This window comes from Lysinibacillus sp. RS10 (assembly GCF_041956855.1).
GTDB lineage: Bacteria > Bacillota > Bacilli > Bacillales_A > Planococcaceae > Lysinibacillus > Lysinibacillus xylanilyticus_A.
In genome coordinates this window covers 2,607,925-2,621,028 of record NZ_CP167122.1, presented here as the reverse complement: position 1 = coordinate 2,621,028, position 13,104 = coordinate 2,607,925, and the positions used below count along the sequence as shown (strand labels likewise).

Sequence of the window (13,104 nt, the reverse complement as noted above, 5' to 3'; positions counted from 1 at the left end):
CAGCAACAAATATTTGTTTTTAAACATTTTGAGAGCTTTCCGATATTGGATAAGTATTTTTGTTTACAGGATCATGATAGAAGATGTTATTTTGGCGATACACTGCTCATTTTGGAAAACGGATGCCTCAACATAGCATGTTTTTCGCCCTTGTTTGACAATTATTGATTCAATCAAAGCAGTTCCGATATGAAGTGGTCGTAAAAATGTTGTTTGCAGATTAATCGATGCGAATCCTTGATTATTTTCTAATATAGAAGCCATCGAATAGGCCATCGTGATATCTGCTGCAGAAGTGATGAATCCGCCCATTACGACTTGATGACCATTTAAAAAACGTTCGTCCACCTCCCAAGAGCAAACGGCTTTTCCTGCAATAGCCGATATTACTTGGATACCTAACGTTGTATCACATGCTGGTGGTTCAATTTCTCCAGTAATCACTCGTTTTAAATCGATTAAGGTCACGATTGAACACTCCTAACTGAGTCTTTGAAATTATTCAGTAATGTACGATTTAGACAGTTCTTAGCTTCTTCCATCATCTTCTCGATAAGAGTTGCAACAGTCGGCAAGTCTTGAATGATTCCTGCAATTTGACCGCTATTCATAAAACCAGCTTGTTCCTGACCTTCAATAGCCCCTTTAATATGAAAGATTTCGGATGTACGTTCTTGATAGTCAACGAGAGTTATACCTTCAGCTTCGTCAGCAAGCAGTGAGGAGGCGTACGGTGATTGTAACACACGGCGAACCTGTCCAATAGAACGTCCTAGAATAACCGTTTCCACATCAGTAGCATCGAGTAGCCTTTGTTTATAGGTTGGATGTACAGGCATTTCTTCTGTTGCAATAAAGCGTGTTCCCATTTGTACACCTGCTGCTCCGAGCATGAATGCAGCAGCCAAGCCACGTCCATCACCAATACCACCAGCGGCCACTACAGGTACAGAAACGGCATCAACTACTTGAGGAATTAATGTAAGGGTTGTTAATTCTAAATTGGAGTTAATTCCTGCAGCTTCATAACCTTCCGCAACAATCACATCTGCGCCACCTTGCTCCGCTTTAAGAGCTTGTTTCACAGATGCTACAACAGCAATCACACGAATTTGATGAGCATGCAATTTCTCTATATATAATGTTGGATTACCTGCCGATAATGAAACGACCGGTATTTTATGTGTAATAGCCAATTGCAATAATTCTTTCGTATGAGGATTAACATTAATTGGTACATTGAGTGCAAATGGTTTTTGTGTAAGTTGCTTCGTTGCTACAATGCGTTCCTCAACTTCAGCTGGTGTCATTGTTCCACAGCCAATTGTTCCTAAGCCACCCGCATTTGAGACAGCTGCCGCAAGTTCAGGGCTACTGATATTACCCATTCCACCTTGAATAATTGGAAATTGAATTGCTAATACAGAACATAATTGATTCAAAAATAGCACCTCCGTTTAAAATATGTTATACTAAATTCTAGCAAAATATTCAGATGAATGAAAGGATGAATTTAATGGAGATTACATACGCTTTAAAAAAGCCAAATGTTCATGATTCAGTATTTCAAGCACCAGGTACGTATATTATTGGAGATGTTACGATTGGTGAACAATCATCTATTTGGTTTAACGCCGTACTACGGGGCGATGAAGACAGCATCACGATCGGAAAACGCTGTAGTATTCAAGACAATGCAACTATTCATTTATATGAAGGGGCACCGGTAGTTGTAGAAGACGATGTAACAGTAGGCCATCAAGTAGTCTTACATGGTTGTAAAATTGGTCGCCGTTCGATTGTTGGTATGGGTTCTGTTATTTTAGATCATGCTGAAATTGGGGAAGAGTGTATTATCGGTGCAAACACACTTATCACACAAGGCTCTAAAATACCGCCACGTTCATTGGTCGTGGGCTCACCAGGGAAAGTCGTACGCCAACTGCAAGACAAAGACATCGAGTTAATCCAGCTATCAATCGACACATACGTACAAAAAGGAAAAGAATTTAAAGAAATAATAGAGGACTAATTTTAGCCGAAGTTCTCTTTGAACAGTAAAGGTTATAAACCCAAAAAGGTAAACATTTTGTAAGGATTGAGTTCAGTATCGTCTTGAACTTAGTCCTTTTCATTTTGTCTTCATTCGAGTTTGATTGCTATCAAAAGAAGTGAAAACTTGATGAGCTTGGATTTATAAAATGAGGAATGATCTATGCAAGGTTATCATTTCTCATTTATCCACACTATATAGTATTATAAAGTTTCAGGCGTGTTGATCCTGTCGCTTCGCTTTTATCGCAGAGCAAAACTTCCAGCAGGAAAGCGAGTAGCCCGTAGCGGAATTCAGAGCCTTCTATTTAATTAGGGAGGATAATACGTACCTGATAAAGTGTAGAATTAAGGAGTGTGAGAATATGAGATTCATGAAATTCCTTCTGATCATTTTAATTTTCCTAGGTGTTATTGGTTATGGGGTTTATCATTATGGTACAAAAATTGCATCTGATAAGATAGCAGATACAGTAACAACAGAATTAGAGAACAGCGGACAAAAAGATGAAATTAAGAATGTGATTGAAAGTGACCCACAACTAAAAACATATATGGAAGAGGCTAAAACTGCAGATAGCAGCAAATTGCCGTTTACGACTAAAGAAGAAGCTACAAAAGTATTAATTCAAAAAGTTGGTATTTCGGAGCTTAATAATATAAGAGTAAAAGTACAAAATGGTTCGATGACAAAAGAACAGGTCATTCAAGAAATGGAAGGTAAATTAACTGAAGAAGAAATTATGGCACTGAAAGTAATTGTTTATAAAGAGTTATATCAATAAAACGTTTATAGACCGTAAAAAAGAAAAAGCAACGTTGCATTTAATTGCAAAGGTTTAGGACATGCCCCTGAAGCATGTCCTAATTTTTTTTGCTTTCTAAAGCAAAGTAGTTCATCTTGCAAAAAAAAATAGTAAAGCTTTGTCCCTTATTGTTGTCAAAACCTGTATATAAGTTAATAAAGCGGAATTGCGATGAAGTGTGATTGGTTGAAACGCAATTGTCCATAGATCTCAAAGACAAAAGGAGGGGCATCATGGTCATATTTAGAGTTCAGAAAAAAGAAAATTATGTTGTGTTGGATAAAGGATTTTTGAATGACAGTCATTTAAGTTGGAGAGCAAAAGGTTTGCTGGCTTACATGTTGTCATTGCCAAATGATTGGTTATTTTCTATTTCTGATTTAGCCATTCGAAGTAAGTGTGGTCGTGATACAACGGCTAACATTATCAAGGAGCTAACGAATGCTGGTTATATTCACAAGGAGCAGGGCAGAACAAACCTTGGAAAGTTTGGCAAAATGGATCTCTTAGTTTACGAAACACCACAATCTGCACCGTTTACTGAAAATCAGGTAACGGAAAACCCGCTGACGGAGAATCCGCTGACGGAAAACCCGCTGACGGAAAATCCGTCACTACTAATTAATAAATCACTAAATAATAATTTACTAAATAATAATTTACTAAATAATAATAACAATGAAGATAGGAGCCATTTGTCAGCAGAAAATCATTCAAAAATACAAACGGCTTTCCAGTTTTATGAGCAAAATGGCTTTGGCGCTTTAGCTGCTCATGTTGCATACAAAATCGGTCACTGGATTGATGACCTTTCGGAAGAGCTTGTTATTCATGCTATGAAACTAGCAGTAGAAAACAATATACTTCGTTGGAATTACGTTGAGAAAATTCTACACGATTGGACTAACAAAAAATTTAGAACGATTGAGGAGGTAGAAGCGAACCGACTTCGATATACCGCTCAAAAAAAACAACGACATCATTCAATCCGATCCAATCAACAAGGGCGTCAAGAAATTGTTCCTGAATGGTTCCATCAACGCCATGAGGATAATAATGATACGGAAGCGGGCAAAGCTATTGATTTTGAAGCTGAACGTCAAAAAATTTTGGCAACTTTAAGGGAGGCTAAAAGGAGTAAAAGGTGAGATATTTTCAATTCAATCCCAAAGCAAAAGCTTTTGTATCAATGTAGGAAATATACCGACTTATGCATAATATGATACTATAAAATGGAAGTTTACTATAAAGCAAAGGGGCACTTTAATGAGCACAAATTTTACTTTTACAATTTTTCCTGAATTCGAAACGGCACGTTTTATTGTTCGAAAAGCACAGGAAAATGATTGTTTTGACCTTTTTGAGCTTTACTCCGATGAAAGTGTTGTGAAATACATACCATTGGCACCGTTTAAGTCAATTGAGGATGCAAAACATGAAATGAATTGGTATGAAAAAATTTTTAAAGAACAGATTGGGTTAAGGTGGGTAATTGAAGATCCTACGACTAAAAAAGTAATTGGAACATGTGGATTTTTACATTATGAAAAGGCCCATAATCGTATAGAAATTGGTTATGATTTAATGCCTACTTATTGGGGTAAGGGCATTATGAAAGAGACCTTAGAAAGTATCATACATTTTGCTTTTACAAAGATGAACATTAATAAAATAGAAGCAAAGTCGAACCAGAAAATACATCATCGCTAAGATTATTGGAAAAATTAAATTTTCAACAAGAAGGTATTTTACGAGAGCATGAGTTTGAGAAAGGTCAGTATGTTGATCTTGTTATTTTCTCAAAATTGAAAAGGGAATATCTATAATATGTTCTCTCTGTCAGAAGGTGTGGTTTTTTGAATATAAACCCTCAAGAATAGTACTACGATCCTTGAGGTTAGAAAAATTATACCATCACTTTCTGACATCCAAATTATCTGAGCAATATGATAATTGAATAATTAAAGAGCTTTATACCATAAAGGTTTAGCGGAAGTGAAATCATCATGATCTTGGATAATCAAATGAATTCTTTCTAAAGCATCGTCAAAAGATGAAGGATCGTATTGTTTAGTCCACACGATAGTGGAAAATATATTCATGGCTGCATATAAGGCGAATATCCGCCAAAAAGTATCATCAGGTGACGTTGGGAAATAACCATTAATTTGTCCAATGCAATAAGGAATACTAAGTCTTCTGCTAAACAAGGAAAGATTATAAAAATCATGATAGGGATCTCCAAAATCATACCCATTAAAATCAATTACGCCATTGAAATCACGATTGAATATGATGATATGTCCGAGATGAAAATCATCATGGAGTAAGGTTACAGGTCTATCTTTTAGCAGGTGAAAATTACGGTTAATAAAATCGAGTATTTTCTGCTCCTGTGGAATTTTAAAGCGATCCTTTTGATATTCACTTAAATAATAGTTGAATTTCTTTCGTTGTGCAGCTTCCCAATTCATAGGGTGTGGGGCTTGTAGTTGGTGAATTTTTCTTAATTCTTTGCCGGCTGCAAGGCCAATCGTAAATTGCTCCATATCTGAAAGATTCTTTATGATTTCATCTGCCGGAGTTCCTTCAATGTAACTTAGCAACATGACAGATAAATTTGCATCAGTTTTGTATTCAATCGCTTTATGCGTTTGTACACCTTGTTTTTTTAACTCTCTAAGCAATGAGAATTCTATTTTTCTCTTTTCATGATATTTCATGTCCGATAAGCGTATAAAATACTTGGTTTGACCAATTGTTACTATGTATTTTTCATCTGGTGAATAGCCTTTATCAATTTTCTCTAGCAATGAATAACCTTTAAGACTCGATATGTTGTTTATAACATCTTCAATTATCATTATTACTTCCTCGCTTTCACAATTCAGAAGGTGAATGATACTATGCATAGAAGTAATTGTCAATAATTTTCTTTTATTGTAAATTGAAGGAATGGATAAGTTGAATTTCTTTCGTTGTGCAGCTTCCCAATTCATAGGGTGTGGGGCTTGTATTTGGTGAATTTTTCTTCATTTTTTGCCGGCAGCGAGGTCAATAGTAAATTGCTCCATATCTGAAAGATTCTTTATGATCTCACCTGCAGGAGTTCCTTCAATGAAACTTAGTAACATGACAGATAAATTTGCATCATTTTTGTATTCAATCGCTTTTGCGTTTGTACCCCCTGTTTTTCTAACTCCAATAAAGTCGGTGATAGTATGTTTAAGCAAAGTATCAGATTGCCATTAATATATTTTGTAGTATTAACCGCGTTAAAGTTTATTTCTAACAAAGAGGTTAATTGGTTTGAAAACATAATGTCCAGTTTTATAATGTTCTTGTTTATTCTGTTATATAAATGGGCGGAAATTCCGTATAAGTGGAATAAGGACGATGAATGAGAAAATATAAACAATAATTTCCTATTCAACTCCCATGAAAGAACTTGATCATCTTTCATTTTCTGTGATGTAGTGCTGTTTTTTTCGCTACATGGATGGGTATGGAGCAGGTTAGTCAAAATCATTAATAAATTCTAAACAACCGGTGAAAGAGTTGCTGAACAAACATGATACGGCAGCTCTTTTTCTTCTTGTAGTAAGTCTTAATGACCTATTAGGGCAGAAATTACAAAAGAGGTATTTGTTATTTTATGTATAATTAGTATATATAGGGCTATTTAGTTTTTATAGCCGAAACTTAAGGAAGGGGTGACATATTGAAAATGATAGAATTTCAAAATAGCATGCTAATGAGAGGCATTACTTCTTAACTAAGGTTTAATCCTCTCAAAGGTAATGGGAGGAAAAATAAAAGATGATGAATTTAGGAAACATGGTAAGAGGAGTAGCTTCCGATGCTGTTGCTCAGAGTCTCGTTCAATTCTGGGGATATGACGAGGGAACTTTGGAGTTGTGGCGTGCAAGTTCAAACTTTGTGTATGCTTTTGAACGTAATCAAGTTCAATATTTTTTGAGAGTTAGTTTTGAGCAGGATCAATCTATTGAACAAATAAAAGCTGAGTTAGAGTTTATGCAATATTTGCGATTAAATGGATTTCCATCAGTAACGCCAATTCAATCAATAAGTGGAGAACTAATTGAAACACTAAAAACATCAGAAGGAACATATATTGCCGTTGTCTTTAGTGCAGCAAACGGAATCAATTTGGATGCCGATACTATTACTGCAAAACAGATGGAGAAATGGGGAAGATCACTTGCCTCACTTCATTTTTTGTCAAAAACTTTTGAGCCTGTGTCAGAAAGAAGAAAGAGTTGGCTGGACACAGTACAATTCATGGAAAGTGTATTTAAAAAGCATCCAGGAGAACAAATAGCCCTTCAAGAGCTAAGTAGGGTGTCGAATTGGCTTCAATCGTTACCTACTAACAAAGATGTGTTCGGATTGATACACTATGATTTTCAATTGGATAATATCTTTTTGGAAGAGGATAAGGATCATAGTTTCAATATAATCGACTTTGATGATGCAATATATCACTGGTATGCACTTGATATTGTAACAGCACTTGATGATTTTATTGACGATGACAATCCACATTCAAAATTACTGATTCAATCTTTTTTGAACGGATATCGTTCCAAAATGGATTTAGAAAATGATGTAGTGGCTCAATTTCCGCAGTTTCAAAGATATGCAAACTTATATAAGTTCTCCAGAATAGTAAAGTCTTTGGATTATGGTGAAATAAATGAAACGCCATCTTGGTTTGTTGGATTGAGGGGTAAATTAGTTCGTGTTGCAGACGAATTAAGACAAAGCTTTCAAAAACCATGGCAACAGGATAACATGAAATAAATTAATAAGCCATTCCAAACTTTTGGGAGTGGCTTTTACTTTTATCTCATAAATAAATGAATAATAAAGTAGAATTATTTTATTTAGATAATTATGTTAATTTTATTATAGGGATTGTGAAAAGATGTACTTAAACTAACAGGTGCTGTACTTGAATAATATTGAGCTTTTTAGGTAGCTCTTATTTTTTACTTCCAAATGGCGCAGTTTAGTTATAAAAGGAAAAACATGGTTTTTATTGAAGTTTATGAAATGATAGAGATGTTAAAAAAACATAATTCGGGGAGGTTTTTATGCAAACTGCAATACCAGATACTTCTATGTTTCTAATTATTGGATTGTTCATTTTAGTTCGTAGAATCCGTTCTATGTACAAACCAACCAAAGGCAGAGGAGGGCGATTAATTCTTCCTCTTCTATTTTTAACCCCAGGATTTTCATTTTTTCTAAACACCTCTGGGCACGTCACATACCTTCAATTATCTATAGCAATTTTTTTAGGAGTGGGTTTTTCTATTCCTCTTATTTTATGGTCAGATTATGAAATACGAAACGATGGTTTAATTTATGCTAAAAAAAGTTCCGCTTTTATAATTACTTTCTCCATTATGATTGCTTTACGTTATTATTTTCGACAACATATTTCTTCTATCGAACCAGGTACACTCAATATGCTAATTTACTTACTTATTATTTGTTATTTAATTCCTTGGAGAATAGCTTGCTATATAAAATATAAAAAGGTTCTTAAACAAAAAAATGTGGTCAGTTTGTAGAACTTCGTATATCTCTAATACCCCCAAAATGAAATAAGAAGTATAAGTTTTGAAGAGCTGAAGTGCGATGAGGAGTTGTCATATAGCATAAAATGCCTCGAAGAAGATATCCTGTATAAGGGATTTCTCCATGAAGTTTTCTCATGCGAGGAACGAAATGTTTAATCCACCAATTTCCGATGATGACGACGGTGTATCGTCATCTTCACTTTTCTTCTTTAATTTAATGGAGGATTTAATGCAACAAGTATTTATAACGTATATAAAATAAACATAATCAACGTTCCAGAATGAAAGTTCGGAAACACATTGAAATAAACCAATGTGGTTTTTTACCGCATTGGCTTATTTTCTTTTATGAAACAACTATGAGGTTTTTTCAAGTAAGGTAATCCGCTTATAATCAAATCAACACTTATAAAAAGAATAATAAAAAAGGAGAAATGAATAGTGAGTTTGTATATTACGAAAGAAATAAATAAAGAGGATAAACGGAAAATTAATGATGAGCTTTATAAGTTTAATTTAGAGCATTTTCCAGTAGATTTAAGAGGTCGATACGAAGAAATCAATTTAATTATTAAAGACGAAAACAGCATTGTACGTGGCGGTATACTTGCTGAAGTGTGTTGGAATTGGTTAGAAATTCACACCTTTATCATAGATGAAGATATACGAAAATCGGGAACTGGAACGAGATTATTAAAAGAGCTTGAAAAGATAGCTTTAGAAAAAGAATGTGATTTCATAAAGGTAGATACGTTAAGTTTTCAAGCGTTAGGTTTTTACGAAAAAAATGGATATCAAGTGTTTGGGATTTTGGATAACGTCGGTAGAGATTATAAGCATTACTATTTAAAAAAAGATTTAAATAAATGTTAATCTAATAGAATAAGAAGGGGAAGGATCGGTATGGATAGGGACGATTTATTTACAATTGACTGTGGTGAAATATTACTGAGAGAGTTTAGAGTTGAAGATGTTGATGCCATTTATGAACTTACATCCCAACCTGAAGTTTATGAATTTCTGCCTGATTGGCATTCGACAAGAGAACAACGATTGATCTGGGTTACAAATTATGAGATACCATCAAATAAAGAATTTTTGTCTGCCCTGCCTAATATCAGTGGTCAAAATTTTTTGAAATTAGGAATTGTATTAAAGGAAACTGGTGAATTCATAGGTTTCTGCAATACAGGTATTAAAGAAGAGCTATGTGAACCAAACCGGGAAATAGCTTATGCTATTTCAAAACATTACAGAAATCGTGGATACACAACAAAAGCAGTAAAAGGATTGATACAATATTTGTTTAACCATACAGATGTAGAACATCTTAATACAGTTGTTGTGCCCCACAATTTAAGCTCAAAAAAAGTAATTCAAAAATGCGGCTTTCGCTTTAATGGAAATATTGAAATTGAAGAGCGAACTCATTCTCATTACATGCTTAACAAAGATGATTGGAAAAGTGAAAATAATCACTAAGGCTATTGAAATTTTCAACTAGTGGGAGTTTTTCTGCAACAAGCGAGGCGCTCTCTTACTAACGAAATTACGAACGATAAGTAGACGGAATATTCTAAAATATTTAAGTTTGTGAATAAATGTACTTAAACTATTGGGGCTTTAGCAAAATGATTGGGGAGTTATTTTGTTTGAATATAACAACAAATGCCTATCAAACTTGTAGATAGGCATTTGTTAAAGTTTTTAAAAAATTATCGTACTGTTTTATTAAATGTTATTTTATAAAAAATAAACTTTTAATTTCGAGTATATTTTAGTGGAATGAGTTCTTCAATCGTAGTTTTGACTAACTCACCATTTATTTCTATTAACACAAAACAATCTGGTGCATAGTCTGAAATCAACTCCCTACACATACCACAAGGACTTACTACTCGAATACTTCTATCTACTTCATCAGAATAAGGGTGTCTAACAGCTACAATCGTGTCAAAATCCTTTTGTCCATTCGAAATCGCACTACCAATCGCAATGGCTTCTGCACAAACCGTTACTCGTCCTATATACGCTTCAATATGTACTGCCGAAATGATTTCTCCTGTTTTAGCACGAATCGCCGCTCCCACATGATGTTTATTATCCTCATAAAGCATTGTAATCTTCTCTGTTGCTACTTCTACTAATTCTAGATCTTGTTGAGAAATGTTAAATGTTTTCATATCTTCTCCCTCCGATTTCTACAAAAAAAAAATCGAATATCTAAATATTCTTAATTTCATTTTACAAAAATAGAGAGAAAGATAAAATAGAAATTCTATTTTATTCCATCTTTTATTGTCAAAATAACAACTGTTTTATCTCTTTACTTAGTTTACAGTCATCGTGTTTTTCAATAAACTACATCGGGGGCTATTTTTAAAAATATTGCTTCTATTTCAAGATTAGGACAAGGTTGTTTCTTAATCATTCCTTTAGCTACCCACATGGCTCTGTAACACCAATCAGATACTCGTTAATCCCCTCTAAGAGTTAGTAGTCATACAGATTCACATAACACCAATATTTGTAAATGTGCTACACTAGAATAAACATCTGATTATTCAGTGATTAAGCTAACAAGGTAGGATAAATTAGTAATAATGATATCTAAATCTAATGGTGAGCTCCCAAAACACAGCTTTTTGGGAGTTTTTCAATTTATACTTATATTAATAAATAAGAGGAGATTGTGTAATGATTATCATGATAAATGGAGCATTTGGTGTGGGTAAAACCACTATTGCAAATATGCTTCAAAACGACATTAAAAATAGTATGATTTATGACCCTGAAGAGATAGGTTTTATGTTAAGAAATGTTGTTCCAGAGGATATAAAAAGAAATGAAGCTTGTACAGGGGACTTTCAAGATTTAGAATTATGGAAAGAATTAACCGTGGATGTAGCGAGACGTTTAATTTCTAACTATAAGATTAATCTAATAGTGCCAATGACTATTCGGAAAATAGAATACTTACATTTCATTCACAACGGATTCAAAAGTATTGATGAACAAACATATCATTTTTGTTTGAGTGCAAGTAAAGAGACAATTTACGAAAGGTTAAGACTACGTGGAGAGGAAGAAGGTAACTGGTGTTTTCAACAAACTGATAAATGCTTGGAAGCCTACAATAAATATGATTTTAGAGAGTATATAGACACAGAAAAAGTTGATATCAATGTCATTGTTCATAAGATAAAAGAAAAGTTAAATATTTAAGTAGAGGACATCCAAGAAGAATCATCACAAGCAAGTAACGAGCCTACAGAAGAAGTTTTGCAAGCGTTAAACCGTAAGATTGCATTAATGCAAAGAAGTAGTTGTATACAGAAATGGAGAGATTACTTGATGTTGAAATTTATCGGCTCAGGAAGTGCATTTAATACGAAATTAGGGAACAATTCAGCTTATTATAAAGTAGGGAATCGAATGTTGCTAATTGATTGTGGAAGCAATATTTTTCACCGCATTAAGGAAAATAGTATTCTAAAAGGGATTGAGCACATCCATGTATTGGTCACTCATACGCATGCAGACCATGTAGGGAGCCTAGCTGATTTAATTTTTTATAGCTATTATTGTCATGGAGAATTTGCAATACCGAAAGTGACTGTTTATTACGTCGATGATGTGAAAATTAATGAACTGTTGGCCATCAATGGCATCATCCCTGATATTCATTGCTTAACAAAAAAATTACATGCAGATACACAGTACACACTTAATTTCTGTAAAGTGCTATTCGAGAAATCTAGTCATGTTGAAGAGATCCCTTCTTATTCAATTGAAATAAATATTGATAACAAGCATATTTATTACACCGGAGATACGAATAGTCTAAAATCAGCTTTAGTAAATCCTGAATCGAGTAAGGTATATGATTATGTTTATGTAGATACTTGTAAAGCAGATTATGATGGCAATGTTCACTTGTCATTACGAAAACTTAGTGAATTAGTCCGACATGAATTACGTTCGAAATTTTGGTGTATGCATTTAGATGAAGGTTTTGAGCGTCAAGAAGCGGAAAAGTTAGGATTTAATGTTGTGACGAATGAATTTTAGTTACTGGTAATAACGATGACATAATTCGATGTGATAAGGCAAAAGCATATATGACCAAGTTTCAATTAACGTTGAACTTGGTTTTTTAGTATGTCTATATCCAAATTTTATAAATTTAGGTATTGATGAACTATATACTACAGTGTATATTGTTTATATAGTGTATATACAATATACATTTGAGGATTTTGTAGTATTCAAATAAATTAGAAGGGGGGCTAGCCATCGTGGCAGATACAATAAAAAAAGATCGTCCTATTCGAAATCGAAATTGGATGAAAGCTTTGAGTGCATTTCTCGCGTTGTTATTATTCTTTTTCCTTTGTGAAACGTATTCATGGCCACTGTTCAGAAAATTTAACGAAGGAACCTTATTCGGGAGAATTTCTAATTCAGAACTTTTTGTGGAATGGTTTACTCCATATAACACACCCCAATTTAATCTATTCACTGCATTCTTTGCCATTACACTACTTCCAAGTGCACTAATAGGTGCCGTAAAAGATATCTTTTCTAGAGAATAAAACGATCAGACGTTGCGAATACCGAAAAAAGTGAAGAAATAG

The 13,104-nt window shown here is 33.9% G+C and carries 15 protein-coding genes; 11 read left to right on the top strand and 4 right to left on the bottom strand.

The window, feature by feature from the left end; translation table 11 throughout:
* Window positions 1-63 precede the first annotated feature (63 nt).
* Both ACB089_RS13425 and ACB089_RS13420 read right to left on the bottom strand, forming a co-directional pair.
* The gene (locus tag ACB089_RS13425) at window positions 64-468 is read right to left on the bottom strand and encodes a PaaI family thioesterase (RefSeq protein ID WP_374966852.1); all 405 of its coding nucleotides are present in this window, start codon (window positions 466-468) and stop codon (window positions 64-66) included.
* Entirely contained in the window at window positions 465-1,442 is a 978-nt protein-coding gene (locus ACB089_RS13420; protein WP_374966851.1) for an NAD(P)H-dependent flavin oxidoreductase, read from the bottom strand. The genes ACB089_RS13425 and ACB089_RS13420 overlap by 4 nt, the downstream gene beginning before the upstream one ends.
* 74 nt (window positions 1,443-1,516) lie before the next feature.
* Between ACB089_RS13420 and ACB089_RS13415 the strand changes: the two genes are divergently transcribed.
* The 4 genes from ACB089_RS13415 (at window position 1,517) to ACB089_RS13400 (ending at window position 4,568) form a co-directional block, all read left to right on the top strand.
* Complete coding sequence (locus ACB089_RS13415) at window positions 1,517-2,032, top strand: gamma carbonic anhydrase family protein (protein WP_374966850.1); 516 nt, start codon at window positions 1,517-1,519, stop codon at window positions 2,030-2,032.
* A gap of 385 nt (window positions 2,033-2,417) precedes the next feature.
* Window positions 2,418-2,837, top strand: coding sequence for a hypothetical protein (locus ACB089_RS13410; RefSeq protein WP_374966849.1), 420 nt, complete (start codon window positions 2,418-2,420; stop codon window positions 2,835-2,837).
* Between the two features lie 254 nt (window positions 2,838-3,091).
* Window positions 3,092-4,006, top strand: coding sequence for a DnaD domain protein (locus ACB089_RS13405; RefSeq protein WP_374966848.1), 915 nt, complete (start codon window positions 3,092-3,094; stop codon window positions 4,004-4,006).
* Between the two features lie 118 nt (window positions 4,007-4,124).
* Window positions 4,125-4,568 carry a GNAT family N-acetyltransferase gene (locus ACB089_RS13400; RefSeq protein WP_374966847.1) on the top strand — a complete coding sequence of 148 codons (444 nt, stop codon included), beginning with the start codon at window positions 4,125-4,127 and terminating at the stop codon, window positions 4,566-4,568.
* Window positions 4,569-4,819: 251 nt separating this feature from the next.
* Here ACB089_RS13400 and ACB089_RS13395 read toward each other — a convergent pair whose 3' ends face one another.
* The gene (locus ACB089_RS13395; RefSeq protein WP_374966846.1) at window positions 4,820-5,722 is read right to left on the bottom strand and encodes an aminoglycoside phosphotransferase family protein; all 903 of its coding nucleotides are present in this window, start codon (window positions 5,720-5,722) and stop codon (window positions 4,820-4,822) included.
* A gap of 955 nt (window positions 5,723-6,677) precedes the next feature.
* On the opposite strand from ACB089_RS13395, the gene ACB089_RS13390 reads away from it, so the two are divergent.
* From ACB089_RS13390 to ACB089_RS13375, 4 genes are all read left to right on the top strand, one after another.
* Window positions 6,678-7,682, top strand: a complete 1,005-nt coding sequence (locus ACB089_RS13390; RefSeq protein ID WP_374966845.1) for a phosphotransferase enzyme family protein — start codon at window positions 6,678-6,680, stop codon at window positions 7,680-7,682.
* Window positions 7,683-7,975: 293 nt separating this feature from the next.
* Window positions 7,976-8,458 (top strand): CcdC family protein, encoded by a 483-nt coding sequence (locus tag ACB089_RS13385; protein ID WP_223556759.1) that lies wholly within the window; start codon window positions 7,976-7,978, stop codon window positions 8,456-8,458.
* 450 nt (window positions 8,459-8,908) lie between these two features.
* Window positions 8,909-9,340: a GNAT family N-acetyltransferase gene (locus tag ACB089_RS13380; protein WP_374966844.1), complete on the top strand. Its 432-nt coding sequence runs from the start codon at window positions 8,909-8,911 to the stop codon at window positions 9,338-9,340.
* A gap of 30 nt (window positions 9,341-9,370) precedes the next feature.
* Window positions 9,371-9,949, top strand: a complete 579-nt coding sequence (locus ACB089_RS13375; RefSeq protein ID WP_374966843.1) for a GNAT family N-acetyltransferase — start codon at window positions 9,371-9,373, stop codon at window positions 9,947-9,949.
* A gap of 278 nt (window positions 9,950-10,227) precedes the next feature.
* Here the strand turns inward: ACB089_RS13375 and ACB089_RS13370 are convergent, their stop codons facing one another.
* Window positions 10,228-10,650, bottom strand: coding sequence for a cytidine deaminase (locus tag ACB089_RS13370; RefSeq protein WP_374966842.1), 423 nt, complete (start codon window positions 10,648-10,650; stop codon window positions 10,228-10,230).
* 514 nt (window positions 10,651-11,164) lie between these two features.
* On the opposite strand from ACB089_RS13370, the gene ACB089_RS13365 reads away from it, so the two are divergent.
* The 3 genes from ACB089_RS13365 to ACB089_RS13355 all read left to right on the top strand — a co-directional run bounded on the left by ACB089_RS13365 (window position 11,165) and on the right by ACB089_RS13355 (window position 13,062).
* The gene (locus ACB089_RS13365) at window positions 11,165-11,692 is read left to right on the top strand and encodes an AAA family ATPase (protein ID WP_374966841.1); all 528 of its coding nucleotides are present in this window, start codon (window positions 11,165-11,167) and stop codon (window positions 11,690-11,692) included.
* Between the two features lie 129 nt (window positions 11,693-11,821).
* Window positions 11,822-12,538, top strand: a complete 717-nt coding sequence (locus tag ACB089_RS13360; protein ID WP_374966840.1) for an MBL fold metallo-hydrolase — start codon at window positions 11,822-11,824, stop codon at window positions 12,536-12,538.
* Window positions 12,539-12,765: 227 nt separating this feature from the next.
* Complete coding sequence (locus tag ACB089_RS13355; RefSeq protein WP_374966839.1) at window positions 12,766-13,062, top strand: YfzA family protein; 297 nt, start codon at window positions 12,766-12,768, stop codon at window positions 13,060-13,062.
* The last annotated feature ends 42 nt before the right edge of the window (window positions 13,063-13,104 follow it).